The sequence below is a fragment of the Paraburkholderia silviterrae genome (assembly GCF_004353915.1).
Taxonomy (GTDB): Bacteria; Pseudomonadota; Gammaproteobacteria; order Burkholderiales; family Burkholderiaceae; genus Paraburkholderia; species Paraburkholderia silviterrae.
Genome location: NZ_SMRP01000027.1, coordinates 1 through 15,678 on the forward strand (window position 1 = coordinate 1; position 15,678 = coordinate 15,678).

General features: G+C 62.6%; 16 protein-coding genes. 5 read left to right on the top strand and 11 right to left on the bottom strand.

The genetic code is table 11. The features are described from left to right. The coding region (locus EYW47_RS32895; protein ID WP_133198994.1) for an alpha/beta fold hydrolase at positions 1–369 on the bottom strand (369 nt) is incomplete at its 3' end. Positions 370–713: 344 nt separating this feature from the next. Between EYW47_RS32895 and EYW47_RS32900 the strand changes: the two genes are divergently transcribed. Next, the gene (locus EYW47_RS32900) at positions 714–1,067 is read left to right on the top strand and encodes a DUF4148 domain-containing protein (RefSeq protein ID WP_133198995.1); all 354 of its coding nucleotides are present in this window, start codon (positions 714–716) and stop codon (positions 1,065–1,067) included. Between the two features lie 19 nt (positions 1,068–1,086). Here the strand turns inward: EYW47_RS32900 and EYW47_RS32905 are convergent, their stop codons facing one another. The 6 genes from EYW47_RS32905 to EYW47_RS32930 all read right to left on the bottom strand — a co-directional run bounded on the left by EYW47_RS32905 (position 1,087) and on the right by EYW47_RS32930 (position 8,258). Then, entirely contained in the window at positions 1,087–2,679 is a 1,593-nt protein-coding gene (locus tag EYW47_RS32905; protein ID WP_133198996.1) for a TolC family protein, read from the bottom strand. Continuing rightward, entirely contained in the window at positions 2,666–4,708 is a 2,043-nt protein-coding gene (locus tag EYW47_RS32910) for an FUSC family protein (RefSeq protein ID WP_133198997.1), read from the bottom strand. The genes EYW47_RS32905 and EYW47_RS32910 overlap by 14 nt, the downstream gene beginning before the upstream one ends. Continuing rightward, the gene (gene mdtN / locus EYW47_RS32915) at positions 4,689–5,741 is read right to left on the bottom strand and encodes a multidrug transporter subunit MdtN (protein ID WP_133198998.1); all 1,053 of its coding nucleotides are present in this window, start codon (positions 5,739–5,741) and stop codon (positions 4,689–4,691) included. Before mdtN ends, EYW47_RS32910 begins: the two co-directional genes overlap by 20 nt. Before the next feature lies 1 nt (position 5,742). Beyond that, positions 5,743–6,030, bottom strand: coding sequence for a hypothetical protein (locus EYW47_RS32920; RefSeq protein WP_133198999.1), 288 nt, complete (start codon positions 6,028–6,030; stop codon positions 5,743–5,745). 147 nt (positions 6,031–6,177) lie between these two features. Beyond that, complete coding sequence (locus tag EYW47_RS32925; protein ID WP_133199000.1) at positions 6,178–7,584, bottom strand: heavy metal sensor histidine kinase; 1,407 nt, start codon at positions 7,582–7,584, stop codon at positions 6,178–6,180. Beyond that, positions 7,581–8,258 (bottom strand): heavy metal response regulator transcription factor, encoded by a 678-nt coding sequence (locus EYW47_RS32930; protein WP_133199001.1) that lies wholly within the window; start codon positions 8,256–8,258, stop codon positions 7,581–7,583. The genes EYW47_RS32925 and EYW47_RS32930 overlap by 4 nt, the downstream gene beginning before the upstream one ends. 425 nt (positions 8,259–8,683) lie before the next feature. Between EYW47_RS32930 and EYW47_RS32935 the strand changes: the two genes are divergently transcribed. From EYW47_RS32935 to EYW47_RS32945, 4 genes are all read left to right on the top strand, one after another. Beyond that, a complete protein-coding gene (locus EYW47_RS32935) occupies positions 8,684–10,417 on the top strand; it encodes an alpha-keto acid decarboxylase family protein (RefSeq protein WP_133199002.1) in 1,734 nt (577 codons plus the stop codon). 15 nt (positions 10,418–10,432) lie between these two features. Continuing rightward, a complete protein-coding gene (locus EYW47_RS32940; protein ID WP_465263516.1) occupies positions 10,433–11,026 on the top strand; it encodes a porin in 594 nt (197 codons plus the stop codon). Beyond that, positions 11,011–11,181 (top strand): hypothetical protein, encoded by a 171-nt coding sequence (locus EYW47_RS41110; protein WP_165976741.1) that lies wholly within the window; start codon positions 11,011–11,013, stop codon positions 11,179–11,181. The genes EYW47_RS32940 and EYW47_RS41110 overlap by 16 nt, the downstream gene beginning before the upstream one ends. Positions 11,182–11,262: 81 nt before the next feature. Next, entirely contained in the window at positions 11,263–11,541 is a 279-nt protein-coding gene (locus tag EYW47_RS32945; protein ID WP_133199004.1) for a hypothetical protein, read from the top strand. 287 nt (positions 11,542–11,828) lie between these two features. Here the strand turns inward: EYW47_RS32945 and EYW47_RS32950 are convergent, their stop codons facing one another. From EYW47_RS32950 to EYW47_RS32965, 4 genes are all read right to left on the bottom strand, one after another. Further along, positions 11,829–12,908 (bottom strand): porin, encoded by a 1,080-nt coding sequence (locus tag EYW47_RS32950; protein ID WP_133199005.1) that lies wholly within the window; start codon positions 12,906–12,908, stop codon positions 11,829–11,831. Positions 12,909–13,356: 448 nt separating this feature from the next. After that, complete coding sequence (locus EYW47_RS32955) at positions 13,357–14,241, bottom strand: alpha/beta fold hydrolase (protein ID WP_133199006.1); 885 nt, start codon at positions 14,239–14,241, stop codon at positions 13,357–13,359. Continuing rightward, the gene (locus tag EYW47_RS32960) at positions 14,238–14,573 is read right to left on the bottom strand and encodes a metal-sulfur cluster assembly factor (protein WP_133199007.1); all 336 of its coding nucleotides are present in this window, start codon (positions 14,571–14,573) and stop codon (positions 14,238–14,240) included. The genes EYW47_RS32955 and EYW47_RS32960 overlap by 4 nt, the downstream gene beginning before the upstream one ends. Then, the gene (locus tag EYW47_RS32965) at positions 14,566–15,642 is read right to left on the bottom strand and encodes an amidohydrolase family protein (protein ID WP_133199008.1); all 1,077 of its coding nucleotides are present in this window, start codon (positions 15,640–15,642) and stop codon (positions 14,566–14,568) included. Before EYW47_RS32965 ends, EYW47_RS32960 begins: the two co-directional genes overlap by 8 nt. Positions 15,643–15,678: the final 36 nt, after the last annotated feature.

Sequence of the window (15,678 nt, forward strand, 5' to 3'; positions counted from 1 at the left end):
ATCGAGTGCGTGAGCGGCGATATAGACAAGCGACTTCACGTGTTCGTCGTTGCCCGCCTCGGTGATGATGGCGCCGCCATAGCTATGGCCGACGAGCACGCATGGGCCGTTGAGGCTATCGATGACGCGCTTCGTAGCCAACACGTCGTCCGTGAAGGACGTCAGCGGTTCTTGCACGAGCGTCACGTTGTAGCCGTCCTTCGTGAGAATGTCGTACACCGGACGCCATCCGGCACCCCCCACGAAGGCGCCGTGCACGAGGACGACGTTCTTGATGGGCGCGGCCTGCGCCGTCGCAACGGTGCCGGCAACCATGCAAAGCGCCGCTGCTGCATGTGCAACGGCCGAGCGGAAAGAGGGAAAAGACATTGCAGCTCCTTGGAATGACGCGAAGTGAACCAGCCGATTGAAACACGGCCAGTCTAAAAAGCTGCCACGAACGAGGGGGTTACCCAGCCATTACAAAAAAATGACGTGCCAGTGGCGATGAGTCGAATCAAAGGGAACGAAAGACGCGTTATTTTTTTGTAATAGCTGGGTCACCGTGCCGACGGAAGCGCCGGCTTACACTGCAACCACGCAGTAACGCTTTGCCTCGCTTAGCCAGGTTTCAAGTTGTTCTTTCCTGAGCCAGCACTCGCGTCCATGCACAGTCGATGCTGCGGCTTTCTTTCTCGACTCATCAGCTAGACGGATATATAGGAGTATTGACCATGTCAAAGATTCTTCTCAGTGTTCTCGTTGCTGCTTCTGCTGTCGCCGTTCCGGCATATAGCTTTGCGCGGTCCACCGCTCCCCTCACCCGCGCTGAAGTCCGTGCGGACCTCGTGCGTGTCGAGCAGGCCGGATACAGCCCGGCGCGCGGCGACGACATCAGCTATCCGGCTGACATTCAGGCAGCCGAGGCCAAGATCGCAGCCGGGCAAACCGCGCAAAATTCAGCGCAACGCGATGTGGGTGGTGTCTCGCTGGAGGGCAGCTCGTCCGCGGGTTCTCATGCGCGGTTGCCCGCACAGTCCAACTGTGTCGGCCCGGCTAGCTTCTGCACGATCTATTTCGGCAGCTGAGCCGGCGAGCGCACCGTCTTCACTGATCCTGCTGAGACGGTGCGCCCTCCAGCGACGGCGTGCCGATCTCGCCCGTCGCAAGGGCGAGCGTCGCGGCGGCGGACAAGGCGGCGCTGTAGCTGTCCGCATACGCGTTCTGCGCGGCAAGCAGCTGGTTCTGCGTGAGGAGCACGTCGGTAATCGTGCCGACGCCATGCCTGTACGCGGCGAACGCCGCGTCGTAGGTCGTCTGCGCGGCCTCGACCAGCGCCTTGGCGGCGTCGTTCGACGCGAGGCTCGTGGATAGCCCATTCTGCGCGGCAACGATCTGCCGGACGGCTTCCTGCCGCGTATGGGTCAACTGCGCGGACGCACTGTCCGCATCGTTGCGCGCCTGCATCAGCACGGCGGAGCGCAATCCGCCGTCGTACAGGGGAATCGTCACGCCGAGGAAGATGCTGCCGCTGCGGCGGCTGCCGTTCAGGTTCACCGTGGCCGCCTGATCGCCAACCGGGGGAATCGCCGTAATCGACGTCGTGCCGGTGCCGTACGCGGCCGTGGCGGAGAGGAATATCCTCGGCATGAACGCCGACTCCGCCGCGCGGATCTTCGCCTGGTTCGCCTGCTCGAGCGCATAGGCGCCCTGTACGTCCGGCCGCCGCGCAATCGCATCCGCAACGATTTCATCGACGCTCTGGTGCAGCGCCGGCGTGAGCATACGCGCCGGCAACGGCGCGATCATCGGTTTCGACAACGGCGAAATGCCGAGCGCAGACACGAGGCTCAGATAGCTGTCGCTCACGGCGCCGTCCGCCTGCACCTTCAGCAGATTGGCTTGTGCGCGGTTCTGCGTGGCCTGTGCGACCTCCACGACCGTGCCCACGCCCTGCTTTCGCCGTGCGCGCGCGGCGCTGAGAATGCCGTCGGCGTTCTCGAGTGCCTGCTGCGCGGTCTGCTCCCGCGCGCTTGCGGCTTCGTACGTGTAGTACGCGATGCTCACGTCGCGAATCACGTGCTGATGAACCGACGTGAACGCGACGTTCGCCGCCACGGAAAGCTGTTTGGCCGCATCGAGGCGCGCGCGGCGGCCACCGAAATCGAATAGCAGCCATTGCAGCGAGAGCACGGAAACCGTGCCGTGAATGTTCGAGTTGGTCGATGTGTTGCCGAGCAGCGGCGTCGACGCCGCGCCGCTCGCCGCCTCGTATCCGCCCATCGCGGTAGCAGTGAGCTGTGGCAGATACGCGGTCTTCGCAATGCCCGCCGCGAGCGCTGCATTGCGCGCGTCGTTCCAGGCAATACGCGTGAGCGGGTTCGTGGACTCCGCGAGATCGATCAGCTCGGGCAGCGTGTACGCGTGGTTCGCATCGAGCGCCGCCGCCGGTTCGATCGAGGCCAGTGCGGCGCTGCGCGGCAACGTGTAGCCGACCTGCGCCGCGTCGTTCGCGCTGCGCGGCGGGCCGGCCACGATGTTGCCGCCGGCGTCCGTTTGCGGCTGCCACGGACGGTCCGGCGCGGGTGGCGCGAGATCGATCGACGACGTCGCGCATCCCGTGAGTCCCGAGATCGCCCATGCGGCAGCCAACGCGGCGGCCAATACGATGAGCCGGAGCGTGGGTTCAGGGGCGCGCATCGGTCGTCGTCTCCTTGGCCGATGCCGGGCGCGTGATGTCGGCGATCTGTCCGAAACGCTTTGCGATGACGTTCTGGAGCGCATCGAGGGCGGGGTCGGCAGTGCGGTCCTCCTCGGCCCCAGCGCCTGGCGCCTGCGTGTCGACGGCATGCTGTGCGGCTTGCACGTGCGCGTCGCCGCTGGCAGCGAGGCGCTGGGCGATTTCACCCAGCCGCGCGGCGCCCGCGCGCCCTGCCGCGAGGACCAGCGGTGCCTCCAGCGCCTCGAGCTCCGCGAGCGCGCGACGCCGGCTCGCCACCCACTCCGGCTCGGGACGCACCCACGAAGGCTCGTAGTGAATCAGGCCGATATCCTGGCGCAGTCCGCCGTATTGGGCGAGCGCGCCTCCCGCGAGCGCGCCGCGCGTGCGGGCGTCCGCTGCGCGCGCGATGCGGGTCCACTGCGCAACGAGCGCATCGAGCGCAGCGTCGATCCGGCTGGCGATGCTCACGGGCCAGACGCGCGTGAAGACCAGGTAGATCACAACGTTGCCGATCAAGATGCCGATCACGCGGTCGCGTGCGAGCGTGAGGTCGAACGCGGGCGCCGCGCCCTGGATCACGCACAGGAAGAACGCGAACGCGATCTGCATGCCCGCATACGAGATCCGTGCCGACCCCATCGCCAGCCATGCGGCCAGCCATGCGCCCGCGAACACCAGCGCCATCAGCTCGCCCGCCGAGGTGAGACGAGGCGTCACGAACACGATCGCCGCCGTGCCGAGCAAAGCGCCGGCAAGACAGCCCGTGATCCGCAGTGTCAGCTTCTCGACGGTCTCGGCCGTGGTGCCGAGCGAGACCATATAGCAGGTGATGAAGCAGGTATGGATGCCCTGCCAGTCGAGCTGCTGATACAGCACGTAGCAGAACATCGCCGCCGCTGTGGTCTTCAACGCGTAACGGACGTGGTCGGGATTCGTGAAGGCATCGGCGTCGAAAAAGCCGCTGCGCGTGGGCGGCTCAGCGGTTTTCTCAGGAGCAGGAGCAGCAGCCGGCGCCGCGGCGGGCTCCGCGGGCGGCACCGCGAAGCCCTCCAGCGCGGCGCCCAGGTCTGCGAACACGAGCCCCTGTAGCGCGGTTCCCTCGCACCGGTCCGGCACGTCGAGCGTGACATCCACGGGATAGCCGCCCGCCTCCAGCATCGCGGCCATCTGCGTCATCGTTTCGGCAAGCTGCGCCGCGCACGCGTCGGGCAGGCGCGCACCGGGTTCGCTCGCCGCGAACTCCGTCGCGACCAGAATCGCCGTGGTGGACGCCGCCGCCTGACGCAGCGGTGCAGCGTCGGCCGGTGTCAACGTGCCTTCGAGCTTCGAGAGCTTGAGCCACGAGAGGATCTGATGGTCGCCCTCCCGCATGCACGCTTCGAATGCAGCACGCTCCTCGTCGGTCGCCGTGCCCGTCAGGCGGCGCGCGGCGAGCCTCAGGCGCCGCGCAAGCTGCGAGGTGGCGAGCCGGCGCGGCGACGGTGCAATCACCACGTTCACGACGATCGCCACGCCAATCGGAATCGCCACCATCAGCCACGCGTACATCAGGCCGCGCGTGGCCGCTTCGCCGACTGGCGCGAGGCCAAGCTCGTCAAGCCCGAAGCCGACGATCATCGCAAGGATCGCGCCGATTGGCCGAAGCTTGCTTGCCGACGTGGCGAATAGCAGTCCGAACGATAGCACCGCCATGCTCGCCACCCGCAGCGGCGGCTGGTCGATGGTGAGGATCGCGAAGATCATCACGATCCCGATGATCGCGGTCACGAGCAGCATCAAAGCGAACGACATGATGACGCTCGTCACGCGATCTGGCCGGTTCAGGAAGAACACGATATAGACGGAAGTCGCGGCGTCGGGCGTGCTGTAGCCGGTCGTCACGAGCACCGTGAGCGCGCAGATCAGCGCAATGCGTGTGACGATCGCGGCGCGGCCCGGAAACGGCGCGAGCAGCCTCACGATTTCCCGCGGACCGGGCCGCCTGATGTCACCGGCAAGACTGGCCATGCCGGACCTCGACGATCGCGCTGGCGCCCACTCGCACCAGTTTGTTGACCGGCGCGTCGATCCGCACGCGGACCGGGAAGCGTTGAGCCACGCGCACCCAGTTCACCGACTGCTGCACGTACGGCAGGCTGCGCGGCAGGTTCACGCGGTCCGTGTCCATGATCCCGGCGCCGATGCCGATCACCTTGCCGCTCATCGGCTGCTTTCGGTCGATCATCGAGTACACGGTTGCACAGTCGCCCACGTCGATGGCGCCGAGCGCCGTCTCGCGGAAATTCGCCACGGCGAACCATTCGCCCGAGTGCACCAGCGTGAAGATCGACTGGTTCGGCGCGACCGTCTCGCCCGCGAGGATCGTCAGTCCCGTCACGTAGCCGTCGAACGGCGCGCGTACGACCGTGTCGTCCAGCGCGCGCTGCGCGATGGCCAGAGCGGCCTCGCGCGCGTGCAGCACCGCTATGGCGTCGGTGTCGTCGCCTATCGTCTGCGCGGAAGAGCGCTGCTGCACCTGCGCCTGCGCAAGCGATACGCTCGCGTCGCGCTGCGCCACGACCGCCTGATCGAGTTGCTGCGCCGAGACATAGCCTTGCGCCGCGAGCGGCCGCAGCCGGTCGACGCTGCGCGTCGCGAGGTCGTAGTTGTGCGTCGCACGACGGGTCTGGTCGGCCGCGATCGCCGCGTTCGACGTCTCGCCGATCAGCGTGCGCCGGCGCGTGCCGAGCGATGCACGCGCCAGTTCGACTTCGGCTTGCGCCTGCGCGACCCCGAGCCGGTACGGCACCGGGTCGATTTCGAACAGCACGTCGCCCTTCGAGACATGCTGGTTCTCTTCCACGGGGACACGGGTGATCCGGCCGCCCACGGGCGACGCGACGTGGACCACGTCCGCGTCGATGGATGCGTCGTCGGTTGACGGATAGCGCGACGAGCGGTCGTACGCATACCAAAGCGCCCCCGCGCCGAGCAGCACGATCGCGGCGGCGATCGCGCGGCCCTTCCATGCATGTCGAGGATTCTGGCCGGCCATTTTCATGTCAGAGCTGCCCCGTTCCCCACAGCCACACGAGCACCCCGGCAACGATGCCGATCGCGGTGCATACGGAAAGCTGGTAAGGCACCTGGCGAACCCAGCCGGTCGCGATGAACGTGCGATGTGCGACGAGCGCACCCAAAATGCCGATCACGGCGCTCACGAGCCAGTACGGAAAGTACGCGCCGAAGAGCGACCAGGACGGCGCGCCGCGGGCCACGCAACCCGCAAGCGGCATGAAAGCCAGGAATGAACAAACGGTAGCGAATCTGGGCCATGTACGTTGTTTCATCGCTTATTCAACGCTTCGTGACTGGAATGGATGCTGAATTCCACTCGTACGAACAACCCATGCGCGCACCGATGGGTTGCGTCCCGCATTCCCAACTCAAGGCAGCCCATCATAGCGCGGTTTGCCGCGCCACCGGCCCTGGGGCGCCTACTGGCCCCGCTGCTCGCGCCGCCGCGGGAACACGAGCGTAAAGCGCGTCACGCCGTTGCTGCTCGAAGCGTGCCATGTCCCGCCGTGCAGCAACATGATGCTGCGCACGATCGAAAGCCCGAGCCCGCTCGACTCCGACGAGCGATGCCGCGACGGATCCGCCCGATAGAAGCGATCGAAGATCCGTTCGAGGTGATGCGCCTCGATCGTCGGTCCGCGATTCTCGACGTGGAGTGTCGTGGCCTGCGGTCCTTGATCCGCCATGGTCGAGATTGCCGTACCCGGCTCCGCATACCGTAAGGCATTCGCAAGCAAATTCCCCAGCGCACGGCGCAGCAGATCCGGATCTGCGTACACGTGGCCCTCGCCGCGCCACTCGAGGCTCACGTTGCGGTCCTCCGCGAGACCCTCGAAGTACTCCTGCATGCGCTCGAATTCCACGGCAAGCGGCAACTCCTTGCGCCCGATGGCGTTGTCGGCCTGCTCGGTGCGCGCGAGAAACAGCATGTTGTCGATCATCTTCGACAGGCGTTGCAGTTCCTCGTAATTCGAGCCGAGAAGCCGCTGGTAATACACGGTATCGCGCGTCTGGCTCAAGCCGACTTCGGTCTGACCCAGCAGATTGCCGATTGGCGTGCGCAGATCATGCGCCATGTCCGCCGACACCTGCTTCAACTGCGTGAACCCGCGCTCGAGCCGGTCGAGCATGCCGTTGAATGCCGCAATCAGTGCGTCGAGTTCGGGGGGCGCGGCGCGCTGCTCGATGCGGGTCGACAGCGTGCTGATGCCGATCGCCGCTGTTTGCGCAGCGAGAACGCGCAACGGTTGCATGTTGCGGCGCGCGAGGACGAAAGCGAGCAAGGCGACAATGGTCGCGCCAGCGGAGGCGAACAGCAGTATCTGATTGCGGTATGCCCGCAACAATTGCGTGCGCTCGCTCAGCAAGCGCCCGGAGATGATCTGCAGATCCTGCTTGCCGGCGATGTCGTGCGCCGCAGCAGCGACATAGATGAACGGCGTGCCATCCGCCGCAAGCGTATGGTGAACGGCGCCGAGCGTGAGTGGCGCGTCCATCGGCACAGGCATCACGTCCGGCACCGCCCTGTGACCGGGATTCACCGTAATGAGCGGCGCTTCACCCGGAAAACCCACGATCAGCAGTGATTCCGTATTACCGAGCATGTTCGCGAAGAGATGGGGCTTGTCCCGAATCAGCTCGCGCACGTCGACATCGTTCATTAGCGTGCGAAGCTGGTCCACCCTCGTCACCAGCGCCGCATCGTCGCGCACCATCAGTTGCCGCTCGAGGCCCCGGTATAGCAAGGTGCCGAGCAACGCCATCGCCGTAAATACGATGAGTGCGTATAACAGCGCAAGGCGTGTGGTGAGCGAAAGCCGCCTCATGCTTCGTACTCGAAACGGTAGCCCACGCCGTGAATCGTATGAATCAAGCGAACCGGGAAAGGATCGTCGATTTTCTGCCGCAATCGGCGCACCGCAACATCGACAACGTTGCTGTCGCTGTCGAAATTCATGTCCCATACGCGCGAAGCGATCAGGGCGCGCGACAGCACCTGACCTTGGTGCTCCAGAAAGAACGTCAGCAGGTTGAATTCCTTGTTGGTCAGCGTGATACGCACGCCGCCCCGGTCGACACGCCGCTTCGGCACATCGACCCGCAAGTCACCTGCTTCGAAGACCTGCTCCTCCTGCTTTTGCGGCTGACCGCGCCGCAAGATGATGCGGATGCGCGCCAGCAGCTCGGCGAACGAGAAAGGCTTGACGAGATAATCGTCGGCGCCGAGATCGAGGCCCTTCAGCCGGTCTTCGAGCGTGCCGCGCGCGCTCAGAAATAACACCGGCGTTTTGGTGCGCGCGCCGAGCTTCTTCATGACGGTCCAGCCGTCCATCTCCGGCATCATCACGTCGAGCAGGATCAGGTCGTAGCCCATCTCCTGCGCGAGGTGCAGCCCGTCGATGCCGTTCGTGGCCACGTCCACCACGTAACCCGCTTCCGTCAAGCCGTTCTGAATGTACTCGCTGGTCTTGGCTTCGTCTTCGATGACGAGAATTTTCATGGCGTCCGATCCCTGCAGTGTCATGCGCGTATCAATGATTCTGTGCTCGTTTGCGCCCCTATACCAGCCAAGGGTGATAGCAGTCTAAGCAGCGCGCTCCAACAGGGCCGTTACTCAATCATTACAAGGAAATGACGAAGCGCTGCGTGTCCCCTCCCTGATATTTTTTTGTAATAACTCAGTCACGCTCCTGTTTTTGCCCGGCGCCTAGACTGCGAATCCGTTGTACCGCAAACCGATTTACGCAGCGCCAATGCAGTCATCCAGACTCAAGCCAGGCGCATACTATTCGCGGCGAAATTTGCTCTACGCATCGACCTGCTGGCGGTGAAGAACCATCGCCAGGGTGGGCGCCTGCTTTCCGCGGAGTGCGATCGAACATCGGTACCGCACGTTCCTCCATTGAACCAGCTAAGGAGTCCTCCATGGAAAACACGCAAAACACGGCCCAACTCACCCAACGCATGACGATCGGCGACTTCCTGCTTCGCCGTCTCGGGGAAGCCGGGATTCGGCATTTGTTTGGCGTCCCGGGCGACTACAACCTCATGCTGTTGCAGCAACTACACGATAGCGGTGCACTGGAATGGGTCGGCACAACGGGAGAGTTGACCTCCTCCTATGCGGCGGACGGTTATGCCAGGCTGACCGGCCTCGGCGCGCTGCTCGTCACCAACGGCGTCGGCGCATTGAGCGCACTCAATGGTGTGGCCGGCGCCTTTGCCGAGCACATCCCCGTCATCTGTATCAGCGGTTCGATCCCGCTGCGCTCCATCGATCGCGGCCTCGGTATGCACCACACCATGGCCGACGGCAACTTCGACCACTTTCTGCGCGCCTATGCGCCGGTGACGGTGGCCCAGGCCAGGATCACCCCGCGCAACGCGGTAGTCGAGATCGACCGGCTGATCCTCACGGCCTGGCGCGAAAAGCTCCCGGTCTACATGGAGTTGCCATCCGACATCGCGTATCTGGAGATCGAGGCGCCGGCTGCACCGCTCGTCCTTGCCCACGCTCCCGGCGATCCGGAACGGCTGCAGTCGTGCATCGCTGCACTCGCGCAACAGCTGTCCTCCGCCAGGTCGCCGGCGATCCTGGTGGATACGGATGCCGACCGCTTCGGTGTCGTCCCCGAGCTCGTGGCGCTGGCGGAAAAGCTGCAGGCTCCGCTCGCGGTGATCAACGCCGCCAAGGGCGTGATCGATGAATCGCATCCGCAGTACGTCGGCATCTACGCCGGTAAGGGCAGCGAGCCGGGGGTACGTGAGGCGATCGAGAGCAGCGACTGCCTGCTCGCCGTGGGTTACCGGCCGATTGAGGTAACCACAGGCGATTTCACGGCAACGCTGCCCGCTCGCACGATCCACGCGCGTGCGCACGCCGTGGACGTCGGCGAAGACAACTATCAGGCGGTGACGCTCAAGGAAGTGCTACGCGGCGTGGTGGACGTCGTACCGCAGGTGGCGACCCGCGTTCAACGCCCGGTTGAAGCACCCGTTGCTCGCACGCGCGCAGAGGCTGCCGCGAAGCTGACTCAAGCGGCCTACTGGCAGGCTGTCCAGGACTATCTGCGGCCCGCAGACGTGCTGTACGTCGACAATGGCACGTCATTTTCCCTTCTCGGCCTCAAGCTGCCGCCGGGCTGCACCTTCATCGGGTCGATCAACTGGGGATCGATTGGCTATTCGGTCGGCGCCCTGCTTGGCGCGCTCACTGCGGCGCCAGAGCGCCGCCACGTGCTACTCATTGGAGATGGTTCCTTCCAGGTCACGGCGCAGGAGTTGTCGACCATTCTGCACCACGATCACAAGCCGGCGATCCTGCTGATCAACAATGGCGGCTACACCATCGAACGCGGCTACATCGGCAAGACCGAACCCTACAACGACATTGCAAACTGGTCTTACGCCGATCTGCCGAAAGTGCTCCATCCGGGCGCGTCCGCGCAGTCGTTCGTGGCCAGGACGTGCGGGGATCTGCAAAACGCCCTTGCCGCGCCGAACGACCAACTGATTTTCGTCGAGTCGATCATGGACCCCTGCGACGCCCCCGCCCCGATCCTCCATAGCAGCAACGTGGGGGCCGAGCTCGACTACGGGCCTCGTGGCCCGCAGCAGCGCGACAACCTGCAGCTGCGGCCGGGTGCTTTAGCGCCGTGAATATTCGGCGGGAACCTGGCCGAACACCCGTATGACAACGACAACCTCAACAACGACATGCGCCTGAACAACTCGGTGAAGTTCGCCAGCGCGCCGTTCAACGGGTTGAAGATCGGTGCGATGTACGCGTTCTCGAACCAGGCCGGCAACATCTCCAACAACGCGGCCTACAGCGCGGGCCTGAGCTATTCGTTCGGTCCCATCAACCTCGCGGCTTCCTGTCTGCAGATCAATCGCGATCCCAATTCGCCGAACGCGAGCGGTGCGGCGAGCACGGGTGACGGCGATGCGCTGACGCTCGGCGGCCTGCAGACATTCAGCGCTTCGTCGACCGGTGGCACCGACTTCGATCGTACGACGCGCTGCCGTGCCCGGTCTGCTACCTCGCCGGCGAGGAGCAGCCGCTCGCCGCATTTCCGGCGCAGGGTCACGTCGAGCCGTTCAAATGTCCAGCTTGCCGGACACAGTTCGACGTACCCATCGACGGGTAACGCCACGTCTTGCCGGAATGAAAGCGACAACGCAAAACGCCGGTTTGCACGAACGCATCGCCTAAAATGCAAGCATGCCCGCGACCTGGGAAGGAGGCTGCCATGGCCGAGTCGATGACGGGTGTACTGTTTGGGGTGATGGCGCTGACCATCGCTGCAATATTGGTAGCAGAGCACGACAAACGCGCACATCACAGGAATCCGCAATCCCGCTGGCTGGACACGCATCCCGTGCGGACCGGGTTCGGGCGAGAACTGCCGGTACGCAGATAGCGCCAAACCGCGTTCTGCCAACGCTGCAATTGCGCCGGATTCGGGTGCCAGGATCCAAAGACGACCACGCTGGAGACGAATATGGCCCGCGCTGAGAACACGCACAACGGTTTTGAATATTCAGTTCAAACGCTCCCGAAACAAGGCATCGGCGGTGCGGATTTGCAGATATTCGGGTTCCGCGGCTTCGTGCTTATCCCGAACGACACCGATGCTCAGCCCGCCATGCAAATTCCGGTTCAATGCCTTGAGGAAGAGGGCTACCGTCGCGAAAACTGGGCGTTGGATGCTGCCATTGATGAAGCAAAAGCCATCATCGACGGCAAGCGCCCACTGAAAGGCCCGACAGCGCTCCGATAAGGGCGGCAGACTTATGCGGGCCCAAGATCTGCGGTTCGCTACTTGGCCGCGAAGTCAGCATGCAGACGGCCGGACGCCTCATAACAGGTGGGCATGGTTCAAGCGAGGGTTACACACGAAGCACGGGATAACGCTGCCCAGACGGATTCCGCGGCTCTGCGCGTGCCTCAAAAACGGCGGCCTTCGAAACGCGCCGGCAGCGGCTGAATTCGCGTCGTAAGCGCGACAGTGAGCAAGAGCCCGTACCGCCCCTTTTTGATTACCTTCGTCCAGATTCTCCGGTGTCTTCAGAAGGCGTGACGCAAGCCCACGAGCGCAGCCACTGTCGTGCCTTGCGCCCCGTACAACGCACCGTTGAGCGAGATGCCCGTGTTCATCAGGCCTCGATTGTTGACCGTGCCAACCTGGGCGTAGAACGAGGTACGCTTCGACATGAAGTACGTGGCGCCCAACGCACCCAACACCGAATGATTCGCAGTTTGGTTACGGTCGCTCGTCACCCATACGCCCGCGTTCATGTCGAACGCTGGCGTCACGAGATAGTCGAGACCGCCACCGTAGACGTTGTTGTTGAACGAACCCGATACCTTGTAATTTACGAACGACAGCTTCATCGTGACCGGGCCGATCTTGTACGCGGCGCCGATCGTACGCCCCTCGTATTCCAGTGCGCTCTGCACGGGCGTCTGCGCACTGCCGCCCGCATTGCTGTCAAAGATCGAGGCGTTGATCATGAAGCCGCCCACTTCGTACTTGAGGCTAGCCGAATACTGCCGCCCGGCCTGAAAATCGCCGGGAGTGCCACCGAGCGAATACAACACGCTGCCCTGAAATCCGGCCAACTCCGGACTCGTGTAAGACACCGAATTGGGGCTGAAGGCGCCGGTGGCGAGCGCGTTATCGACGTAATTCACAACGCTGCTGCCGAACAGGGCGAAATCTCGCGGATCCGACTCATACAGTGCGAGAAAGAATGGCGAGTACTGCAGGCCTGCCTTGAGCGTACCGTATTGGTTGTTGAGCGCGACCCAAGCCTGGCAGCCGAACAGATTCCCGTTACAGTCGGCCAGCCCCCCGTTCGCGGGGTTGATTCCGCTTTCCAGCTTGAACGATACTTTCAGGCCACCGCCCAAATCCTCCGTCCCGGTCAGGCCGAATACGGAAGGTGTGAGACCGCCTTCTATAAGTGAAAAATTCTTGCCGGCATTCTGGCCCACGGTTGCGCCGGCGGTCTTGCTCGTATAAAGCACGCCGGTGTCGAGCGCCCCGTATAGGGTGACGCTGCTCTGTGCGTAAGCGCCACCCGCAAAGAGCGCCACCGCGACGCCGGCGACAACTTTCAATGTCAATCCTCCTCTGTGATGCATTTCCTGTCTCCTTTCCCATTGCACTGCTTTCGATTTTCTAATTGACCTGTCGCGGCGAGTGCGGCACCAGGTCATACCAGACCTGAGACTGGAGACGGGGTGCCATTCATGAGTTCGCCACACTGAATCGCCGGCGGCCGGGCGTTGTCAACGCCCGACCGTTGGTTTGGGAAAAAACCGCTGCGTAGAACAGACCGCCGATCATTGCCGACGGGAATTTCTTGACAGAACTCTGGCAGGACTCGGTAAGGCTAATGAGCGCTTATTTTTTATTCGCAGTTCTAATATTAATTCACGAAATGCTGATTGGCTTTGGTCGGCGACACCGAGGCGCCGACCTTGGTGCGGAATCCCCCCGGTCCTTTCAATTGCGAAGCAGTTTGACTACCGCCGAAGGCACAGTTCAGGCGCTTCACGTGCCGTTTTCGCGTTGCGACATTCCACCTTATTACGCCTGCGAACGCCCAAGGAACTCCAATACTGCTTCGGCTACCACATCGGCTTTCTCGATGTTTGGACAATGTCCGCAATCGGGAATCGTGATGGCTTCAGCACCGCGAATCTTCGTCACCAACTCTTTTGCGAAGCCGGGCATTCGCAACCGGTCCTGTTCGCCAGCAACGAGGAGCGTAGGCCGCGAGATATTCTGGTATGGGGTAATGTCGGCGTTGCCAAACTCGGATCGCTCATGCTTCTCAACAGGAGAGCGAAAACGTGCCGCCGCGACCGCCTCCCATGCGCCAGGCTCGATACTCAAGGCATGGCGGCGCTGTACGTATGCCCGGTCCTGATACCAGACCGGATCCTCGAAAATGGCTTCGAGGACTCGTGCCATCGACTCTTCTGTTCCGTCGTAGTCGAGCAGTCGCTGCCTCTCCGCATTGGCCGGAACGAACCCACCGCCGCCGATCGCCACCAGCTTGTCAATGGGAAACCGGCAAGGTAACTCGGCCGCAATCTGCAACAGGTATGTGGCGCCCATGGAGTTCGCCACAAAGTGGGCCCGATCGATTGCCATCGTCTCGAGGAACCTCGCCATATGCGAGATCATTCGCGCTCTCTTGCCGTCAAAGTCGTGAATCTTTGCCGTCTTCCCGAAGCCAAGCCAGTCAGGAGCAACAACACGATACGACTTTGACAACTTCGGGATAAGGTACTCCCAGCTGATCTCCGCGCAGCCTCCAAACTCCCCGCTATGCAGAAGCACTATCGTCTCACCTTCGCCAGCCTCCAGGTAATGCGTCCGCATACCGTCGACCGAAATGAATTTGCTCTGATAACGCTTCTCCACTGCGGGCACGCTGACGTGCCCGGCAATTTCCGTCTCACTCATCGCACCACCTCAAGAGGTCTTACGCTACGCAGCTTCTGCTGCGCGGCTGGGTTCATGTCCTGCGGCATCCATTGAGCCTGCGCGTCGAGTACGCATTCAACGGACGTCACGCCCTGCAACTCACCAACTACGCGCTCTACCCGCTCGATAATGTTGGCCCCCTGCCAGCAAACCGGGCTGGTCAATTTCAGCACTACCCGGACGGTTCCGGCATTGACTTCAATCGATTGAACCATCCCCATATCGACCAGACTGATTCCAACACCCGTCGCAATCGAACATGGATCCACAACGCGCTCCAGGGCGCGTCGCACATCGTCCTGATCAGGCATGACTGACCTCCCGAACCGTCGAGAAAGGTTTTGCCAAACCCTGTGCCTTTGCACGGTCAAATTCGTCGCCTTTGACTTTCTCCAGTCTGGCGTTCAGGTCGACGCCGCTCATTCGTGCATAGTTTTCGAACAGGATCTTGCGTTTGGCGGCGGCGTCGATCTGCGGAAGTCCCGTGCCCGCAATCAGTTCTTCCGGAAACGAAAACTCGCGGACAAACGTCTCCAGCAGCGGTTGCGGATGGAATGCCATCGCGCCGGTCCCCCAAACAATGCGATCGATAGCCGCCTGTCCACCCGGTCCAATCATGGCCGCCATCGCGTGCTGGAAAGCTGCCGGCCGTGTTGCGATCAACGCACACGTGATTTCCAGATTCACATAGACATTGGGAAATCTGGCCAACTGCCACGCCGTCTCCTCCAGAAATGCCATGCCGCCATGGACGACCTCAAAATTCAGGTCGGGAAACGCCATGCAGGCCCGGTCGATATCGTCCATGCGGTAATGCTCCATCTCAACGGGACCGAGCGGAAGTGCTTTGTGAACCGCGACGACCTTGACACCAAGCTTCTGCGCGCGTTCGAAAAGCGGAAACGCAATCTCCGGGTCGTCCATTTTCCAACCGCGAATTTCGCTGCCAATCCAGCTATTCGGATAGAGCTTGAGACCGACCGGATTGAGAAGCTCGACCTGTCGTTCCAGTTCGTCCATTGCTGCTGGCCCGGCCAGCGGGTCGACGCCGCAGTAGGTGATCACGCGATCAGGCCAGCGTTGCTGTGCCTCGATTGCCTTGTCAAGACTGCACAATCCGTCTTTGAACGAATAAATGGGCAGCACATGGTAGACAGCCAGATCTGTGTCGCTTTCCACAAAAACCTGATTGACTGTTTCCTCAATTGACCAGTCACGGTAGAACTGTGCAGCGGTTGGCGCATAGCCTGGCCGGGCAGTGCCTGTTACAGAGTGGTAAACAAGATCGCAAAGCGGTTTCGCGAACCGGTTCGCGAAATTGCTTTCGTTCATGTTGTACGCGTGAATAACCGCGTCAATTACCGGAATTCCATCAATCATGGCTCATCTCCTTGGCAGTCCAGATAAGATTCTTCA

What these genes read in the sequence shown, in the direction of transcription:
- EYW47_RS32925 (WP_133199000.1), bottom strand. Translation starts at nt 7,584, where the DNA reads ATGAGGCGGCTTTCGCTCACCACACGCCTTGCGCTGTTATACGCACTC.
- EYW47_RS41110 (WP_165976741.1), top strand. Translation starts at nt 11,011, where the DNA reads ATGGCCGAGTCGATGACGGGTGTACTGTTTGGGGTGATGGCGCTGACC.
- EYW47_RS32955 (WP_133199006.1), bottom strand. Translation starts at nt 14,241, where the DNA reads ATGAGTGAGACGGAAATTGCCGGGCACGTCAGCGTGCCCGCAGTGGAG.
- EYW47_RS32930 (WP_133199001.1), bottom strand. Translation starts at nt 8,258, where the DNA reads ATGAAAATTCTCGTCATCGAAGACGAAGCCAAGACCAGCGAGTACATT.
- EYW47_RS32935 (WP_133199002.1), top strand. Translation starts at nt 8,684, where the DNA reads ATGGAAAACACGCAAAACACGGCCCAACTCACCCAACGCATGACGATC.
- EYW47_RS32950 (WP_133199005.1), bottom strand. Translation starts at nt 12,908, where the DNA reads ATGCATCACAGAGGAGGATTGACATTGAAAGTTGTCGCCGGCGTCGCG.
- EYW47_RS32965 (WP_133199008.1), bottom strand. Translation starts at nt 15,642, where the DNA reads ATGATTGATGGAATTCCGGTAATTGACGCGGTTATTCACGCGTACAAC.
- EYW47_RS32920 (WP_133198999.1), bottom strand. Translation starts at nt 6,030, where the DNA reads ATGAAACAACGTACATGGCCCAGATTCGCTACCGTTTGTTCATTCCTG.
- EYW47_RS32945 (WP_133199004.1), top strand. Translation starts at nt 11,263, where the DNA reads ATGGCCCGCGCTGAGAACACGCACAACGGTTTTGAATATTCAGTTCAA.
- mdtN (WP_133198998.1), bottom strand. Translation starts at nt 5,741, where the DNA reads ATGAAAATGGCCGGCCAGAATCCTCGACATGCATGGAAGGGCCGCGCG.
- EYW47_RS32905 (WP_133198996.1), bottom strand. Translation starts at nt 2,679, where the DNA reads ATGCGCGCCCCTGAACCCACGCTCCGGCTCATCGTATTGGCCGCCGCG.
- EYW47_RS32900 (WP_133198995.1), top strand. Translation starts at nt 714, where the DNA reads ATGTCAAAGATTCTTCTCAGTGTTCTCGTTGCTGCTTCTGCTGTCGCC.
- EYW47_RS32910 (WP_133198997.1), bottom strand. Translation starts at nt 4,708, where the DNA reads ATGGCCAGTCTTGCCGGTGACATCAGGCGGCCCGGTCCGCGGGAAATC.
- EYW47_RS32960 (WP_133199007.1), bottom strand. Translation starts at nt 14,573, where the DNA reads ATGCCTGATCAGGACGATGTGCGACGCGCCCTGGAGCGCGTTGTGGAT.